Here is a 19,023-nt window from a genome sequence, read left to right as displayed (position 1 = left end):
CGCCGACACCTTCGCCCACAACTACGCACAAGGCAGCTACATCCCCGACCGCGCACGCAAACAACTCACCAACACCCTCACCCACACCACCGGCGAAGACACCGGCGAGGAAGACGTGAGGGGCCGCTGACGACATCGCTCATCGTGCCCAGGGGCAATGGTGGACGCCATGAATGGTTCGCCGATTGCTCCTGGGCCACGAAGAGTGCCACGTCGAGCACGCCCACACAGGGCCCTCGATCGGGACGAAACCCGCAAGATCGAACACTGAGTCCATTCAAGGAGATTCGCGGTGGGAGAAGGCGGTAACGGATTCTCTGTATCGGGGCTGCGCCGACTGCGCGAAGTCCTGATACGGCATGTGGAGTCCAAGAGGATTCCCGGGCTCATCGCCCTGGTCAGCCGGGGCGAGGAGACGCACGTCGAAACGATCGGGACGATGCGCCCCGACGGCGACTCACCGATGCGTCGGGACACCATCTGCCGGATGGCCTCGACGAGCAAGCCGGTCGCGGTGGCAGCGACGATGGTCCTGCTGGACGAGTGCCGGCTCCGGCTGGACGACCCGGTGGATCGGTGGCTGCCCGAACTCGCCGACCGCCGGGTCCTACGGCGGGCCGACGGCCCCCTGGAGGACACCGTGCCGGCCCGGCGTCCGATCACCGTACGGGACCTGCTCACCTCCACGTTCGGACTCGGACTGGACATGACGGCGACGGGCTCTTCGATGATGGGCGCCTTCTTCGAGGAGGGTCTCTACGGGCAGGAATGGCTGTTGCCAGAGCCAGATCCGGATGAGTGGATGCGTCGCCTGGGCACGTTCCCGCTGATGTGTCAGCCCGGCGAGCGATGGCTCTACCACATCAGTGACGACGTGCTCGGCGTGCTCGTGGCCCGGGTCACCGGCCAATCGTTCGAATCCTTCCTTCGCGAACGCATCTTCGATCCCTTGGGCATGAAAGACACCGGCTTCCACGTGTCCGCCGACAAGATCGACCGGCTGCCTCCCCTGTACGCGCCCGATCCGCACACCGGCGAGTTCATCGTGGCGGACGAGGTCGAAGGGGGGCATCACAGCCAGCCTCCGGCGTTCCAGTCGGGCGGCGGCGGGCTCGACTCGACCATCGACGACTACCACGCCTACTTCCGCATGCTTCTGAACCACGGAATGCACGGCACCCAAAGGATTCTGTCCCGGCCTTCCGTTGAGCTGATGACCACCAATCGTCTCACTCGCGAGCAACTGGCCTCCCGGGAAGCCTGGGCCCGCAACGTCGTCCACTTGGCACACGGCCATGGGCAGCATGGCGGCTGGGGCTTCGGAATGGCGGTACGCACCTACCGCAGTGACTTCGCCCCTGTCGGCCAGTTCGGCTGGGACGGCGGCGCAGGGACCTCGACGTACGCCGACCCGGACAACGGGCTCGTCGGCCTCCTGCTCACCCAGACCGGGATGTCCACTCCGGATTCGGCGCGGGTCATCCATGACTTCTGGACCACCCTCTACCAAGCGATCGACGACTGACCCGCAAGCGGTCGAAGCCGGTCCGGCGCCAACAGCGCTACGTGCTGCAACTGCCCCCATCAGCGCGGAGCGGGCCCGACTTCACGCCGGAGCCTGCTCCGCGCTCACGATCACGTACTGCACCCGTGTCCGTCCCGTTGTCGCCTCAGGCATCCCTGTCTATCGCTGCAGCACCGCGTCGACCCGGTGGCGACGTACCCCTTCACCGGCGTCGGCAGCGGGCCGGACGAGTTCGGGATCGATGTCGGCAAGCCCGCGGAGGCCCGAGAGCGCCATGGCGTCGGTCAACTCACCGAGCAGGACGTTCAGTACGTCCGTGACCCCCTGGTCTCCGTCGACGGCGAGGCCGTGCAGGATCGGCCGGCCGACGAGCACCGCGTCGGCGCCGAGAGCGAGCGCAGCGAGCACATCGCGGCCACGACGCACTCCCCCGTCGAGCAGGACGGGAATCCGCCCGTCCACCGCCGTCACAATCTCCGGCAGGACGTCGAGCGTCGCGGGGACACCGTCGAGTTGCCGCCCGCCGTGGTTGGACACGACGATGCCGTCCGCCCCGGCCTCGACGGCCCGCGCCGCGTCTGCGTCGGTGAGAATCCCCTTGAGCAGGACCGGCAACGGGCTGACTGAGCGCAGCCAATCCACCACGGACCAGTCCAGAGGAGCGAACTCGGCTTTCGCGTGTGCGGCAGGAACCGTGAAGTCGTGCCCGTCGAGATTGGCCGGGACGATTCCCGGGGGGAGCCGGAAGCCGTTGCGCAGGTCCCGCAGTCTCCGGCCCATGTGAGGTGTGTCGACGGTGAGGACGAGTGCCTCGAATCCCGCGACCTCCGCGCGTTCGACGAGGCGCCGCGTCATGGCACGATCACGCAAGCAGTAGACCTGGAGCCAGAGCGGACCGCCGCCGGCGGCGGCGAGTTCCTCGATGCTGCGCCCGGCAAAGGTGCTGATCACGACCGGCACACGGGCGGCAGCCGCCGTCCCCCGTACGGTGGCGAGCTCGCCCAGCGGGTGGGCCAGCGTGTGGTAGCCCAGCGGTGCGACCGCCACCGGCGCGTCCCAGGAGCGGCCGAGAATCGTGATCGCGGTCTCGGGACGGGCTGTGCCGCACAGGACCCGTGGCCGCAGCCACAGCCGGTCGAACGCCGCGGCATTGGCCGCGAGCGTCCGCTCCTCGCCCGCGCCACCCTCGAAGAAGTCCCATATCCCGGGGGCGAGTCGGGACCTGGCCGCACTCGCGAATTCGCTGAGCGTCAGTCTCATCGCCCACCCTCCACGGTGCTCATCGCAGGCGAGCTCCCCACCGAACCGTCACCCTTGTCGGGGCACATCTCAGGCCCGACCGGTCGGGTTGCGCGTCTGCTGGCGGTCCACGGCTTCGTAGAGGGCCTTGATGTTGTTGCTGCCGAAGGTGTGAGCGCCCCGGCGGTCGATCAGTTCGTAGAAGAGGGTGCCCCTCTCGTGCTGCGACTCGGTGAAGATCTGCAACATGACCCCTGCCGGATCGCGGTCGGCCAGCACATTGACCTCGCGCAGCACCGCCACCGGCACGCCGATCGGACCGATTCGTTGTCCCAACGCCTCGTAGTAGCTCTGCGGCGTGGTGAGGAAACGCACGCCCCGCTCGGCGCTCTCGGGCACAGCGGCCAGGATGTCCTCGGTGAGGAACGCGATGTGCTGGACCCCGGCGCCGTCGTGGGCCGCGATGAACCGGTCGATCTGGCCCGGCGCACGAGTGACGTCCGGCTCGATGATCGTCAGGGTCAGCCGTCCGGACCCGTTCTGGACGACCTTCGAGTCCATGGCCTGGGACCCGACGACTATCTGCTCCTCGAACGTCTGGCGAAGCCCGAAGATCTCCTCGTAGCGGCGCACCGTCTCCTTGAGGGTGCCGGCAGGCACACACACCGCGAGGTGGTCGATCTCGGTGAAGAGCCCCCCGGAGCGGTCACGGGCGGTCTCCTCGATCAGCGGGACGAACGGGCCGTCGGGCCGGCTGCGGGAGACGAAACGGTGCTCCACGTCGCCGAATGCACTCACCGAGGCGAAGACGACCTGGTCTCCTGCGGGGCCGAGCGTCTCGGGCGGGGCAACCGGGACGGCCCCCCGCTCGACGGCCTCGGCGAACGCGGCCTGCGCATCGTCGACGCGCAGACCGATGACGCCGACGCCCTGGCCGTGCCGCTCCACGTATTCGGCGGCACGGTGATCGGGTCTGGTGGCCGAGGTGACCAACAGGGTGATGTCGTGCTGCCGCAGCAGCACCGAATCGCATCCGCGCAGACCGGTGCGGGCGCCACCGCGACCGGCTACGGCGAAGCCGAACTGGTCGCGCAGTCCGACGGCCGCCTCCTCGGCGTCTTCGACGAAAAGTTCGATGTGATCGATCGACTGGATATCCACACGCCACCTCCAGGGGTTCACACTTGACCGGACTCAGCCATGGGGCTGGGCCGCTACAACCTCGGACTCAATGAAATCGGCCAGCCGTCGGAGCCCCTCTTCCACTTCCACATGGGCCAGATAGCTGGTCGACAGCCGGATGGTGTGATCACCTCCACCGTCCGGATGGAAATAGGACATCGGCGTCCAGATGACCCCGAACTCTTTGGCGGACCGGCTCAGGGCGTCGTCGTCGGCGCGGAAGGCCACCTGCAGGGTCAGGAAGAACCCCCCGCTGGGCGCGTTCCAGCTCACGCCGAGCCGGGACCGTCGGGCGGCGGGAAACTCACGGTCCAGGCCCCGCAGGGCGGCCTGCATGCTGTCTCCGTAGTGGGCGGCCAACTCGGCGTTCGACTCGCAGACATGACCGTCGGACGCCAGCAGGGCACCCGCTACGGCCGCCTGGCTCAAGGGGGAGGTGTTCACGGTGATCATGCTCTTGATCTTGGCCAGTTCGTCGGCGAGCAGCCCGGTGGTCCCGTCCGCCCTCAACACCGTTTGGTCGGCCACGGCGTAGCCCACCCGCGCGCCTGGGAAGAGTGACTTGGCGAACGAACCCAGGTGGATCACCCGTCGCCGCCGGTCGAGCGACTTCAGCGTGGGCACCTGTGCACCGGGGCTGACCAGCCGGTAAGGGCTGTCCTCCAGGATGAGGAGGTCGAGTCGCTCGGCCAGTTCCAACAGTTGGTGCCTGGTCCTCAGCGGCATCGTGACCCCGGACGGGTTGGAGTGGTCGGGGACCACGTACAGTGCACGGGGCCTGCGCCCCCGCTTGCGTTCGGCAAGAACCGTGACTTCCAGGTCAGCGCACGACAGGCCGTCCTCTCGTTCCTTGACGGCGACCACCTCGGCATCGAGGAGGCGCGCCGCACCGGTGATCCCCACATAGCAAGGGCTGGAGACCAACAGCACGTCTTCAGGACCTGCCATGAGCGCGCGGAGTGCCAGGAACATCGCCTCCTGGCACCCCACCGTGACCACGATCGACTCGGCGGGAACGTCGATGCCCTCATCCACGCGGAGCGAGTCGGCGATGAGCTCGCGGATCAACCCGGCGGACGGACCGTACTGGAACATCGCGCTGCGCACTTCGGCCGCGGAGCGCCCCTGGGCAGCCAAGTAGTCCAGATAGCGGCGCAGATGGGTGAAGATCTGCTCGGTGTCGAAGAACTCCTCGTACGGCCTTCCCGGGGCGAAAGAGATGGCCTCGGGGTAGTTCAAGGTGATTTCGTTGAGGAAGTTCATCGTGTCCATCACCGGATCCGCTACGCCGGGGTGCAGGTCCTCCATACGCAGCACCGCTCCGCCACCGGTCCGGGGGGCACGGACGGGTGCGACCCCCATCTCTTTCGTCGCGCCATTGGTCCCGCTCATCACGATCGCCCTCCGAAGTGTCCGGCCCAGCCCCAAACCGCACATGCCACAGTCGTCCCGGCCCTCGGAACACCGTTGTGTTCGAGGGTTGCGGTCAGGCCCTCATCAATTGGTTGTGTCGCACGAGGGGCCGGATGCCGGAGGATTCCGACACCGGACATCAGCGACTGCGGACGGATTCTGCTTCGATCAGATCGAGCACCTCCCGCCCACGATCCACCAGGTACATGTGGTCACCCGGGAACTCCACACAAGTGAATTCACTCGTGGTCGCGTTCCGCCACTCCTGTGACTGTTCCGCGCTGACCAGACCGTCGGAGCTGCCCCGAATCGAGCAGATCGGCACCGAAACGAGTTCATCGGTGCTCGGAACATAGTTCTCGTGCATTTCACAGTCGGCCTGCAGCACGGGGAGAATCAGATCACGCATCTCCGGGTGGTCAAGAGCCTCGTGCCTGAATCCTGCGAACTCTTCGACACGGGCGAGAAATTCCTCGTCGGGAAGTCCGGTCGCCCGTCTCTCCCGCTGCGTCCACGGTCCCGGCGAGCCACTGACGACCAGCAGCTCGACGCGCACACCGCGTGCGCTCAGCAGGTGCACCAGCTCATACGCGAGCACCGCACCCAAGCTGTGCCCGAACACGACGGTCCGCGCTGCATCGCCAAGGTCAGAGACGATGTCGTCGATGGAGTTCTTCGCGGCTTCGACGACGTTCCGGTACGGCGTCTCCATGATCCGCCGCTCCCTGCCGGGCAGCTCAACCGGAACCACTCTCCACCGGTCGGCGGACAGTTCCCGCCACGGATGGAAGAACGAGGGCCCTGCTCCCGCGAACGGCAGACAAAGCAGAGCGCCCCGGTCCCGGCCGTCCGCAGATGTGCCGGCTTCTTTCACCCTGCCCCACCCCAATCATTCATTCGATGAATTCCCCGTCAGTCCGCAAGTTTGTCGGCGATGGCCTTCATGATTCGGACTGCGGATTTCGGCATGTGCAAGTCGTGGTGCGTGGCGTCCACGTCGTGTTCCTCGATCGAGCCGAGGACGAATGGCCGCCAGTCCGGCCCGTATGACTTTTCCTTGTCCTTGGTCGCGTGGAAGAACAGCAGATCGCCGCGGAAGACCGGTGATTCGAACAGGGCCATTTTGTTGAGATTGTTGGAACCGACCCTCGACATGCTGTCCAGGAAGGTGTCCATGTTCTTGGTGTTCATGAACTGGCCGAAGATCTCCTCGATGTCCTGCCGGTACAGATCCTTCGTTCTGCTGGCCACCTCGGGCAGCCTGAACCCGCTGCCGGCGCAGGCCGGTTGGGAGTCCAGCACGGCAAGGAGGGCAACCTCGTGACCACGCCGGTCCAACACATCCGCGATGGCGTGCGCCAGCGGGCCTCCGAAGGACCAGCCGACCAGGTTGAAGGGGCCTTCCGGCTGGATCTTGAGTATTTGGGCGAGGTAGTCGTCGATCATCTCCTCCACTGATCCCGCCACCGGCTCCGTGCCGTTGGAACCGCGGGCCTGCAAGCAGTAGGCCGGCCGATCCAGATAGGGGGCGAAGCTGAAGTGCGCCCAGCCCAGGCCGCCCCCACCGTGGAAGAACCACACGGGTGCCTTCCCCGTTCCGGGATCTCTGTTCAGCGGCAGCACGACTTCGAACGCGTCGGCGTGGTCGCCGGGCGCGACGCCGGTGACCACCAGCGCGGCCAGCTCAGCCACCGTGGGGAACTGGACAATCGTCCTGAGGGGCATGTCAATGTCGAACTGCTTGCGGATCTTGGCGCTGAGCCGGGTGGCCAGCAGCGAGTGCCCACCGAGCGCGAAGAAGTCATCCTCGACACCGATCCGCTCCAAGCCGAGCAACTCGCAGAAGAACGAGCAGAGCACTTCTTCGTGAGAGTTTCGGGGCCCTCCGCCTCTCGCGGTCGTCGTGTGGTCTGACGGCAGCGCCCGCCGATCGAGCTTCCCGGCGGTGTTCAGCGGAAGCTCGGAAAGCGGCACGACCACCGCCGGGACCATGTAGTCCGGAAGACGCTCACGCAGATATGCGGGCAGCTCGGCCAGGAGCGGACCGATCGCCGTGGCCAGGGCGGGGGCGTTCACCCAGGTCCGCCCCGCAGTATCACCGGGTACGAACCCTCCGGAGACGATCCGCTGCCCGGTCTGCTGCTCGGGCAGGAGAATCACGTCGAAGGCGTGGACGGCCCGGCCGGACCAGGTGATGATCGCGTCCCGGCCCTTCTGCCGCGCCCATGCGGCAAGGTCTTCCGGATCGAGTGGCTTGTCGAGGAGTGGGGCAGCGCTCACGACACCGGTCGACAAGGCGGTTGCAGCCTCTTCCAGCAACCGGGCATTGGGTATCCCCGTCAAGCGGACCGAGCCGCCCGCCCGGTTGACGCAGTCCTCCAGGCCGGCCAGATCGGACACTTCCCGGCCCCATGGCACCACCGGCACACCGGACAGTTCAAGGACGTCGACCGCTTGTTTGTGCAGGACGACCTCATAGCGGTGCCGGGTCAATTCGTTGTGCGCCTGCCCCGGCTTCAACCGGATGTCGACCCCGACGGCACGGTCCGCCGCCCACTCGGTGAACCACTCCGGGGCGACCACCAGCTCCCGCTCGGCAAGGAGCGCCTGCTCCACCAGTGCGCGCAGTTCGTCACGTGAGGCATGAGGGTGCGCAGCACGCTGCACGGCGGTCGTCATCAACCGGAGGGTGTTGGCATTGCGGACGTCACCGACGATGACGCGACCGCCCGGTGCGAGGAGTTCCAGGGCCTGGCGCAGCACCTGGTCCAGGTACTCGACGCCGGGGAAGTACTGGACCACCGAGTTGAGCATCACCGTGTCGAACTGGCCCCGGGGCAGTCCGGAGATGTCCTCGGCCGCCTGGGCGCTGAGCCGGACCCGGTCACCGTGGCCGGCCTGCTCAACCTGGGTACGGAGCCGGTCGACGACCGTGGCGGAGATGTCGGTGCCCCAGTAGTCGTCGACCGAATCGACGATCTTCGCGAGCAGCAGACCGGAACCCACACCGATCTCCAGCACCCGCCGCGGGGCGAACCGCAACACCTGGGCGACCGCCGCGTCCCGCCACTCTTCCATCTGCTCGCGCGGGACCGGCGCGCCATCGTACACCGACGTCCACAGCTCGAAGTCCTCGCCCAACTCCACATCGTTGGAATCGGCGTACGTCTCGTCGTAGACCTGGCGCCACTCGTCCAGTTGATCGCCGGTATCCGCCACCGCGGCGTCCGGATCGGGCACCACGTAACCCACGAGGCGTTTGTCGCCCTGCTGGTTCTCACGCACCACGACCGCCGCCTGCGCCACACCGGGATGTGCGCTCAGCACGTTCTCGATCTCACCCAGCTCGATGCGGAAACCTCGGACCTTCACCTGGAAGTCCGCCCGCCCGATGTACTCGACCTGGCCGTCCTTGTTCCACCGCACGACGTCTCCGGTGCGATACATCCGAGTCCCGGGCGTGCCGTAGGGAGAGGCGATGAACCGGTGCGCGGTCAGCGCGCCCTGTCCCAGATAGCCCCTGGCGAGCCCGGTGCCGGCCAGGTAGAGCTCGCCGGCGACCCCCGGCGCGACCGGGCGCAGCGCCGCGTCCAGCACGTATACCTGCGTGTTCCAGATCGGCGCGCCGATCGGGACGCGGTCCGTACCCGGCAAGTGCTGCCACGCGGTGACCTCCACCGACGCCTCGGTGGGCCCGTACAGATTGTGCACACCGCAGCCGGGCAGCACATCGGCGACCTTGTTGGCCAGCGCCGGCGGGAACGCCTCGCCCGCCACCTCGATCCACCGCAGGCTGGTGCATTCCTTCGCCGCCGGCTCGGCGACGAACACCTCCAGCAGGGAGGGTACGAAGTCCGCGCCGGTCACCTCCTCCTGTCGGATCAGCTCGGCCAGATAGGCCGGATCCCGGCGTCCGTCCGGACGTGCGATCACCACGGCCGCACCCACCTGTAGGGGGGCGAACAGTTCCGGCACCGACACATCGAAACTCGCCGATGTGCTCAGCAGCACCCGGTCATCGGCGCCCACCTCGAAATGCGCCAGCCCCCACGCCAGCCGGTTCATGATCGACCGGTGTGAGACCTGCACCCCCTTCGGCCCACCGGTGGAGCCGGAGGTATAGATGACGTATGCCGCGTTGTCCGGCGACAGCGCACGGCGGGGATCGTCCTCCGGGTATCCGGACACGTCCGGAAGCGACTCTTCGAGCGTGAGCAGCGGATCCGCGCTCGACAGCACCTGTGCGACCCGGTCCTCGGGCAGGTCGGTGTCGATCGGCAGATAGGCCGCACCCGCTTTGACCACCGCGTACAGCGCCACCATCAGATCCACGGAGCGCGGAATGCGCACCGCCACCAGCCGCTCGGGGCCCGCGCCCTGCTCCACCAGCCAGTGCGCCAACTGATTGGCGCGCCGGTTGAACTCCCCGTAGCTCAGCCTTGTCCCCTCGCCGACCAGCGCAACGCGGTCGGGATGCCGCTTCACCTGAGCCTCGAACGCGTCCGGCATGGTGCCGAGGTCCAGCGGCCGAGCGGTGTCGTTGACATCTCGGAGCAGCCAATGCCGCTCCCTCATGGAGAGCGGGTCCACGGCGCTGATCGGGGCCGTTGGGTCGGCGATCACCTGTTCCAGCAGGCGTACGAACCGGGCGGCGATGGCCTCGACCGTGTCCCGGTCGAACAGTTGGGTCGCGTACTGAAGGTCGCACCGCAGCGCCCCGGAGTCGTCCACCGCCATGTTGAAGAACAGGTCGAACATGGCCGTCGACGTGACGTGCTGCTCGAACTCCACCTCAAGCCCGGGAAGCTCGAACTCCCCCCGTTCCCAGTTGTGCCAGGCGAGCATCACCTGGAACAGCGGTTGGTACGCGGCCGATCTGTCGGGGTTGACCAACTCGACGAGCGTCTCGAACGGCACGTCCTGGTGCTCGTAGGCCGCCAGTGACTTGCCCCGCACCTGGGTGAGCAGGTCGTCGAACGTCGGGTCACCCGAGAGGTCCACCCGCAGCACCTGGGTGTTGACGAAGAACCCGACCAGGTCGGCCAGCGCTTCGTCGGTCCGTCCGGCGATCGGACTTCCGATGGTCACGTCGTCGCCGCCGCCCAGCTTGCCCAGAAGCACTCCAAGTGCGGCTTCCATGACCATCGACACGGTCATACCGCGCTCGTCGGCCAACTTCTGCAACCCGGCCCCGACCTCCGATTGCGCCACGAAGGTGACCTTGTCGCCCTGCGAGCTCCGTTGCGCGGACCGGGGACGGTCGAGGGGCAGGTTCAGCGGCTGCGGCACACCGGCCAGTTCCTCGCGCCAGTAGTCCGCCTGCGCCGCGGCGAGGCTGCTCGGGTCTGTCACGTCGCCGAGCAACTCGCGTTGCCACAGCGCGTAGTCCTTGTACTGCACGGGCAGTGGCTCCCAATCGGGCGCCCGGCCCTCCAAGCGGGCGGCGTAGCCCGCCGACATGTCCCTCACCAGCGGCGCGACCGAGGAGCCGTCCGATGCGATGTGGTGGATGACCAGGACCAGGACGTGATCCTCAGGTCCGCAGCGAAACAGGGTCGCCCGGAAGGGGATCTCGGCCGCCAGGTCGAACCTGTGGGTGATGAACTTCGCGACCGTGTCGGTCAGTTCGTCGGTCGCGACCTCCACTACCGGAACCTCCACCGCGGCCTCGGCCGACGGCAGGATCTGCTGATAGGGCTCGCCCCGGTCATCCGTGACGTATACCGTGCGCAACGGCTCGTGCCGCTCGACCAGGTCCTGAATCGCTGCGACGAGGGCGGCCTGGTCCAGTGCCCCGGTCAGCCGGAACGCCGGGGAGATGTTGTAGGTCTCTGCCCCGCCCTCCATTTGGTGCGTCAGCCACATGCGGCGCTGTGCAAACGAAAGCGGAATCACTGGATTTGCTCCTCTGTGATCATCCTGCGGAGATTGGGGCGAAGGGGAACAGCCGATTCCTCCGTCCACGCGGCGAGCGCGGATACCGTCGGCAGGTCGAAGATCTTGCGAATGGGTATCTCGATCCCCAGTTCGGCACGGGCCCGGTTGATCAGCCGAGTGGCGAGCAGGGAGTGTCCACCGATCTCGAAGAAGCCGTCGTCGATGCCGACCCTCTCCAGACCGAGCACCTCGCCGAAGAGCTTGGTCAGCAACTTCTCCCGTGCCGTGCTGGGCGCCCGGAAGGACGTGGTGGGCAGGACTTCGGCGGCGGGCAGGGCCTTGAGGTCGAGCTTGCCGTTGGGGGACAGGGGAAGCCTGTCGAGCGGGACGTAGGCGGCGGGGACCATATAGTCGGGCAGCCGCTCCGCCAAGTGGTGGCGCAGTTGTTCCGGGGACGGAGCGATCTCGCCCTGATCAGGGACGAGGTAGGCGATCAGGTCGGGGGTGCGGTCGTCGTTCTGCTGAACCACGACGGCGGCCTGGGAGATGTGTGGATGGGCCGTCAGGGCGGCCTCGATCTCGCCGGGTTCAACGCGATACCCACGGATCTTGACCTGGGTGTCGACGCGCCCCAGGTGCTGTAGCTCGCCGCCCGGGGTGAGTCGGGCGATGTCACCCGTGCGGTACATCCGGGCACCGGGGGGCCCGTGGGGGTCGGGGACAAAGCGGTCGGCGGTCATGGCTGACTGGTTGTGGTAGCCGCGTCCGGCCCCTGCCAGATAGAGCTCGCCCGGTGTGCCCGGGGGCAGCAGGGTCAGGCCCGGACTGAGTACGTAGGCGCGCACTCCGGGGAAGGGCCGGCCGATGGGCACGCCGTCGGCGTACGGCTGGGCGGCATCCAGGAGGTGCGCGGTGGCGTAGAAGGTCTCGCTGGGTCCGTAGCTGTTGATGACGCGCGCCTGCGGCCAGAGTCCGCGCACCCGCTCCGCCAGCGCCGGGGTCAACACCTCCCCGGAGATGTTCAGCGCCGTGGGACTGATGCGGTCGCCGAGTTGGTCGACGAGTTCTGCGAAGGCCGACGGTACCGAGCAGATGACGTCGATGTCCCAGGTGTCGCGTTCGGTCAGTGCCAGCACGTCCCGGACGATCTCGACGCTGCCGCCCCTGGTGAGTGCGGAGAACAGTTCGAAGGTGGCGACGTCGAAGCCGAAGGAGGCGGCCAGCAGCACCCGCCGGCCGGACTCCATTCCGGCCTGCGCGACCATGGTGTCCACGGCATTGACGATGGTGGCGTGGGTGACGCTGACGCCCTTGGGCACGCCGGTGGAACCGGAGGTGTAGACGACGTAGACGAGGTTCCCCGGCCGAACCCTCCGTCGAGCCGCCGACGTCCAGGCGTCCGGAGCGGGCGCCCCGAAGTCGATGTCCTCAAAGAGGACGACGGGGACGTCCGTGGCCGGAACGACTGCCCGGGTGCCGGCGTCGGTGAGAAGCAGGCGGGGCCGGGCGCCGGGGAGAATGTGCGGAAGCCGGGCTGCGGCATAGACGGGGTCGACGGGCAGATAGGCTCCGCCCGCCTTCAGCACGCCCAGGAGGGCGACGACCATGTTCACCGTACGCGGCAGGACCACGCTCACCACGCTCTCCGGGCCCACCCCGCGGTTCGCGAGGGCGAACGCGAGCCGGTCGGCGCGGGCGTCCAACTCTGCGTACGTGAGTTCCTCGCCCTCGGCGGACACGGCCACCGCGTCCGGAGTCCGCGTCACCTGCGCCTCGAAGAGCTCGGTGAGCGTGACCTCGCGGGCCGGGCCGGACGTGTCGTTCAACACCGCTAGCATTTGGTCGCGTTCGGCCGGCTCCAGGGATTCCAACTGCGCGATCTTCAGCTCGGGGCTGGTGGTCAGCTGCCGCAGGAAGCGGACGAGACGGGTCGCGTACGTCTCCACCGTGTCGCGGTCGAAGGCGCCCGGCGCGTATTGGATGATGCATTCGAGGTACGGTTCGGCCGCCGCCATCAGGCACAGCGGATAGTGGTTGCCCGCAGACGGGCGGAAGCCGTCGTAGCCGATCCCGCCCTCAGCGTCGGAGGCGGCGCTGAGGCCGTCCTCGTCGACGGGAAACGACTCGAAGACGACCAGGGTGTCGAAGAGGGACTGGAGACCGGCGGACCGCTGGATCTCCGCGAGGCCGTAGTAGTGGTGCTCCACCAAGCCGCTCTGCCGGCCCTGCAGCCGGGTGAGGAACTCGGCGAGCGTGTCGCCCGGCGCATGGGTGACGCGCACGGGGACGGTGTTGATGAGCATCCCGACCATCGACTCAACGCCTGTCACCGCGGGCGGGCGCCCGGAGACCGTGGTGCCGAACACGACGTCCTGGCGGCCGGTGATTTCACCGAGCACCAGGGCCCAGGCCCCCTGAACCAGCGTGTTCATGGTGATGCCCAACTCGGTTGCCAACCGGTTGAGTTCCTGCGCCACCTCCTGCGGGACCGCGATGTCGACCTGGCCGCGGCCCTCGTCGTCCGCGGCTGCGAAGCCAGGAGCGAGCAGGGTCGGCTCCTCAAACCCTTCGAGTTCCTCGGCCCACACCCGTGCTGTCGCCTCCTGGTCCTGCCGGTCGAGCCACGAGAGGAAGTCGCCGTAGTCTCGGGTCGCGGGCAGCCCGGACGGGTCGCCGTCGGACGCGTAGAGCAGGAGCAGATCTTCCAGGAGCAACGGGGTGGACCAGCCGTCGTACAGGACGTGGTGGGCGGTCAGCACGAGTTCGGGCCGCTCGTGGTCAAGGACGACGAGCGCCAGCCGGATCAGCGGTGGGCTGTCGGTGTCGAAGTACGAGGTCCGGTCCTGCTCAAGAAACCGCTCGAACCTCTCGTTGCGTTCCTCCTCGTCGACCGATGTGAGGTCGAGGTGCCGCCACGGCAGCGTCACTGCCTCCGGGACCACCTGCACCACATCACCGTCCACCCGGTTGACGAACGCCGCGCGCAGGACGGGATGGCGGTCCAACAGGGCCTGCCCGGCCCGGCGCATCCGCTCCGGGTCGACTTCGCCGGTCAGATGGAACACCAGCTGAATGTGGTACGGGTCGAACGACGCCCCGGACAACCTCGATTGGAAGAGGATGCCGGACTGGGCCGTCGTCGCCGGCCACACCTTGGCCAACGTGCCGAAGCGGGATTCCCAGGTCTCGATCTCCTCCTGGCTCACCTCGACCAGCGGAGCGTCGCTCGGGGTGAGTCCGCCCGCCTCGGGCGTGTCGACGTGCCGGGCCAGAGCGGTCAGCGCCCGAACCCACAGCCCGGCCAGCTCACTCACCTCGTCGCGGGAGAGCACACCGGTGGGAAACCCGAAGTAGGCGGTCAGCTCCTCGCCGTCCGCGGTGTCGGCGGCCACAGCGCTGATCTCCAGGGCCGACAGCACCGGCAGATCGGCGTCCGGCGCGGCGATCAGGTCCTGATGGGTGGTGTCCAGGCCCCAGCCGAGCCCTCGCAGTTCTGCGGGGATGTCCGCGCTGGAGGACTTGCCGAGGTAGTTGAACCCGATCCGCGGCTCCCGCGCCTTCGCCAGCGCGGCAGCGGTCCCGGTGTTCAGGTGGCGTAGCAAGCCGTAGCCCATGCCGTTGTCCGGCACCACCCGCAACTGCTCCTTGACGGCCTTGATCACCTTCCCCGCGGCCTTGCCGCCGGCGAGGGCGTCCGCCACGTCGACGCCGGTCACATCCAGCCGTACCGGGTACATCGCGGTGAACCATCCGACCGTGCCCGACAGGTCGGCGCCGGGCACGAGGTGGTCTTCGCGGCCGTGTCCTTCGAGCCGGACGAGTGTCGAGGTGCCGGAGACCCCCCTCGTCTGGCGCCAGCGGGCCAGCGCCAGTACGAGGCCGGCCAGCAGCCCGTCGTCGACGCCGGCGTGGAAGACCGCGGGCAGCCTGTTCAGCAAGGTTTCCGTGACGTCCGGAGGCACCTGGACACGGACGGTGTCCACGGTGTCCGCGACATCGCGCGCCGGATCGATCTCGCGTGCACCGAGCAGCGGGTCGTCGCCGGTCAGGACCTCCTGCCACAGGGGGAGCTCCGCCACTCGCCCCGGGGTGAGGGCCTCGTCAGCCAGGGCGTGCATCCAGCGCCGTAGCGAGGTACCCGTCTGTGCCGGTCGTGGGGCGTGACCGTTGTGGACCTGCTGCCAGGCCGCGGCGAGCTCCGGGAACAGGACGCGCCACGACACCCCGTCGACGACCAGGTGGTGCAGCACGATCAGCAGCCGGCCGACGTCCGTGGGAGTGCCAGGGGTGAACCAGACGAACTGCGCCATCACGCCCGCGGCCGGGTCCAGACGATCCGCGGCCATGTCCAGTTCGGCCTTCACATCGGCGTCGCCGTACGCGACCTCCCGTACCAGCGAACCGGCGTCCACACTGCCGACCGGTTCCATCCGCAGGCCGGGGTCGGTCCGGTCGAGGCGGGAACGCAGCACGTCGTGCCGGTCCAGGACCACCTGCAAGGTGGCGACCAGACCGGCCCGGTCGATGTCCTTGGGGAGAGACAGCATCGCGGACATGCTGAGCCGATCGATACCGCCACCGAGGGCCAGCATGTGTGCTGCCGTCGGCGGCAGCGGAGCCCAGCCCACACCGCCACCCGGCAGTTCGGCCAGCGTCACACGCTCCTCTTCGGCCCGTCCTTCGACCAGTTCCGCGAGCCGGACGACCGTACGGTGCTCGAAGATCTCCCGCGTAGTGACCACGACGCCTCGCGTCTTGGCACGCGCGACCACCTGGATGGAACGAATGCTGTCGCCGCCACGGGTGAAGAAGTCATCGTCGATTCCCACGTGGTCGGTGCTGAGCACATCGGCGAACACCTCGGCCAGCACCCGCTCCGGCGCACTGCGCGGCGCCCGATGGGTGCCGCCCGAGAACTCCGGCTCGGGCAGGGCGGCCCGGTCCAGCTTTCCGCTCGCGGTGAGGGGGAGCCGGTCGAGCAGCACCAGTTGCGCGGGAACCATGTAGTCCGGCAGCCGCTTGGCCATGTATCGCCGCAGGTCCGTCACTGAAACGTCGGCGCCGCCTTCCGCCGCGCCCACTGGCGCCACATAGCCGACGAGCCGCAGCTTGCCGATGCGGTCCTCACACACGGTCACTGCGGCCTGGCTGACCCCTGGGTGGTGGACGAGAACCGTCTCGATCTCCGTCGGCTCGACACGGATGCCGTTCACCTTGACCTGGGCGTCAGCTCGTCCCGCGTACCTCAGCCGGCCGCTGTCGTCCCACTGGGCCAGGTCACCGGTGCGGTACATGCGTGCGCCGGTGGGACCGAAGGGACTGGCCACGAACCGCTCCGCGGTGGCTCCACCGCTCTGGTGGTAGCCCCGGGCGAGCAGGCCCGCGACGTACAGTTCACCGATCACACCGGGCGGAACCGGAGCCAGTTCCGGCCCCAGTACGTAGGCGTGCATGTTGGCGAGCGGCTGCCCGATCGGTACTGCACTAGTTCCGGTCCACTGCTGCGGAAGCGTGAACGTGGAAGCGTAGAAGCTCTCGGTCTGGCCGTAGGCATTGACGACCCGGACCCCGGGTAACGCGCTGTGGACCCTGCTGACTAGCTCGGCGGAGACCGCCTCACCGGCGAAGATGACGGTTTCCACGTCAAGCGGGAGGCCGTCCGGCCCGTCGTTGCCGATCTGGTCGAGCAGTGTGGAGAACACCGTCGGAACGGCACTGATGGTGGTGCCCGACCAACGGCCGCGTTCGGAGAGCTCCAGTACGTCACGGACGATCTCGACGGTTGCCCCGGTCGTCAGCGCGGTGAACATCTCGAACACGGAGACGTCGAAGTTCACCGAGGTCGCGGCGAGCATCCGAGAACCCGGCTCCACATGCGCGACCCGACGCAGGTCCCGTACGCCGTTGACCACGCTGGCGTGGGTGATGCCGACGCCCTTGGGGGCCCCTGTCGACCCGGACGTGAACATCACATAGGCCAGATGGTCCGGCCGGAGTTGTACGTCCGGGGTGTCGCTACCGGGGCCGTCGAGGTCCAGATCGTCGAGGTGCAGTACGGGCCGCCGGCTCTTGGCCACGGTCTTCGCCGTTTCGCGGTCGGTCAGGACCAGCAACGGCTCGGCCGTGTCGAGCAGGAGGTCGACTCGCGCTGCTGGGAAGTTCGGGTCGATCGGCAGGTAGGCACCGCCGGCCTTGAGCACGCCGAGGAGCGCAACCGCCAGGTCCGCCGACCGTGGCAGGGCCACGGCCACCAGGACATCGGGCCCGACCCCGCGCTCGCGCAGGACCGCGGCCAGCCGGCCCGCGCGGGCGTCCAGTCCCGCGTACGAGAGGGTCGTCTGCCCCGACACCACCGCTGTCGCATCCGGTGTTCGCGCGGCCTGAGCGGCGACCAACTCCGGTACGGTCGTCCCCGGCACGGGCGCGGTCGTGTCATTCAGCCGTGTCAGCCGGTCCCGTTCGGCGTCGGTGAGCACATCCACCGCGCCGAGCCGCGTCTCCGGATTGGCGACCACCTGCCGCAGCACACGGATGTAGCGGTCGATGAGACGTTCGGCCGTGGACTGGTCGAAGAGCTCCGCCGCGTACTCAAGACGCCCGTACGCCCCCCCGGACGAGTCCGGGACGAAGTTGAAGAACAGGTCGAACTTCGCCGTGCCCGTGCCCAGCGGAAGGGGAGTCACCCGCAGATCCGGCGTCTTGAACTCCGACCACGGGAACTGCCAGGCCAGCATCACCTGGAACAGGGGTTGGTAGGAGGTGACGCGCTCCGGTGCCAGCAGCTCCACCAGGCGTTCGAACGGAAGGTCCTGGTTGTCGTACGCCGCGAGGGCCCTGACCCGCACCTGCTCCACCAGGTCGCCGAACGACGGGTTCCCCGACAGATCGACGCGCAACACCCAGGTGTTGACGAAGAACCCGACCAGTTCGTCGAGTTGCTCGTCGGCGCGCCCCTCGATCGGGCTGCCCAGGGTCAGATCGTTGCCGGCACCGAAGTGGTGCAGGAGCACCGCGAGCACGGCCTGGGCGACCATCGGGGCCGTGGCACCGCGGTCGGCGGCCAGCTTTCCGACCCCCGCAAACAGTTCCGGTTCCAGCTCGAAGTCGACATGGCCGCCGCTGTGATCGGGCACCGTCGGCCGCGGCCGGTCCAGTGGCAGTTGCATCGGCTGTGGGACCCCGGCCAGTTCCGCGCGCCAGTAGTCCAGTTGTGTCGAAGTGATGCTGCTCGGGTCCGTTTCGTCCCCCAGGAGCTGTCGTTGCCACAGCGTGTAGTCCTTGTACTGCACTGGAAGCGGCGTCCACTGCGGCGCGCTCCCCTGGCGGCGAGTCGCGTACGCCGACATCAGATCGCGCAGGAACGGCGCCATCGACGCACCGTCCGCGGCGATGTGATGGAACACGAACACCAGCACGTGTTCCTGCGGAGCGACCCGGAGGACGGTCGCGCGCAGGGGCAGCTCCGTGTACAGGTCGAACGTCTCGCAAGCGACCTCGTGCATCGCGGCTTCCAGTGCGTCCGCAGTCACGTCGACCAACCGGACCGGGACCACGGCTTCCTCCGGCGGCAGGACCCGCTGCTCGGGCGTACCGTCCGCGTTCTCCACGACCAGGGTGCGCAGGCTCTCGTGCCGGCTGACGACGTCCCCCACCGCCGCGGCCAGCGCGGCGGCCTCCAGCGGTCCTTCCAGGCGGAGCACGAACGGACCGTTGTAGGTGGCGGAGGGGCCTTCCAGGTGTTGGAGGAACCACATGCGACTCTGGGCAAAGGACAATGGGATCATCGA

The 19,023-nt window shown here is 68.0% G+C and carries 7 protein-coding genes; 1 reads left to right on the top strand and 6 read right to left on the bottom strand.

What is annotated here, in order from left to right:
- Nucleotides 1–292: 292 nt before the first annotated feature.
- On the top strand, nt 293–1,525 hold the full coding sequence (locus tag ABZ348_RS33480) for a serine hydrolase domain-containing protein (protein ID WP_358939582.1): 1,233 nt from the start codon (nt 293–295) through the stop codon (nt 1,523–1,525).
- Nucleotides 1,526–1,684: 159 nt separating this feature from the next.
- Here the strand turns inward: ABZ348_RS33480 and ABZ348_RS33475 are convergent, their stop codons facing one another.
- The 6 genes from ABZ348_RS33475 to ABZ348_RS33450 all read right to left on the bottom strand — a co-directional run bounded on the left by ABZ348_RS33475 (nt 1,685) and on the right by ABZ348_RS33450 (nt 19,020).
- Nucleotides 1,685–2,785, bottom strand: coding sequence for an alpha-hydroxy acid oxidase (locus ABZ348_RS33475; protein WP_358939581.1), 1,101 nt, complete (start codon nt 2,783–2,785; stop codon nt 1,685–1,687).
- Nucleotides 2,786–2,854: 69 nt separating this feature from the next.
- A complete protein-coding gene (gene hppD / locus ABZ348_RS33470; RefSeq protein WP_358939579.1) occupies nt 2,855–3,925 on the bottom strand; it encodes a 4-hydroxyphenylpyruvate dioxygenase in 1,071 nt (356 codons plus the stop codon).
- A 33-nt stretch (nt 3,926–3,958) separates the two neighbouring features.
- Entirely contained in the window at nt 3,959–5,254 is a 1,296-nt protein-coding gene (locus ABZ348_RS33465) for a PLP-dependent aminotransferase family protein (protein WP_358939586.1), read from the bottom strand.
- 244 nt (nt 5,255–5,498) lie between these two features.
- Nucleotides 5,499–6,233 carry an alpha/beta fold hydrolase gene (locus ABZ348_RS33460; RefSeq protein WP_358939577.1) on the bottom strand — a complete coding sequence of 245 codons (735 nt, stop codon included), beginning with the start codon at nt 6,231–6,233 and terminating at the stop codon, nt 5,499–5,501.
- A 38-nt stretch (nt 6,234–6,271) separates the two neighbouring features.
- Entirely contained in the window at nt 6,272–11,254 is a 4,983-nt protein-coding gene (locus ABZ348_RS33455; RefSeq protein WP_358939575.1) for an amino acid adenylation domain-containing protein, read from the bottom strand.
- Nucleotides 11,251–19,020 (bottom strand): amino acid adenylation domain-containing protein, encoded by a 7,770-nt coding sequence (locus ABZ348_RS33450; RefSeq protein ID WP_358939573.1) that lies wholly within the window; start codon nt 19,018–19,020, stop codon nt 11,251–11,253. The genes ABZ348_RS33455 and ABZ348_RS33450 overlap by 4 nt, the downstream gene beginning before the upstream one ends.
- Between the last annotated feature and the right edge of the window lie 3 nt (nt 19,021–19,023).

It is taken from the genome of Streptomyces sp. NPDC005963 (genome assembly GCF_040638655.1).
Lineage (GTDB): Bacteria > Actinomycetota > Actinomycetes > Streptomycetales > Streptomycetaceae > Streptomyces.
Note: the sequence above shows the minus strand (reverse complement) of the source record. Positions and strands in the feature narration are given on the sequence as shown.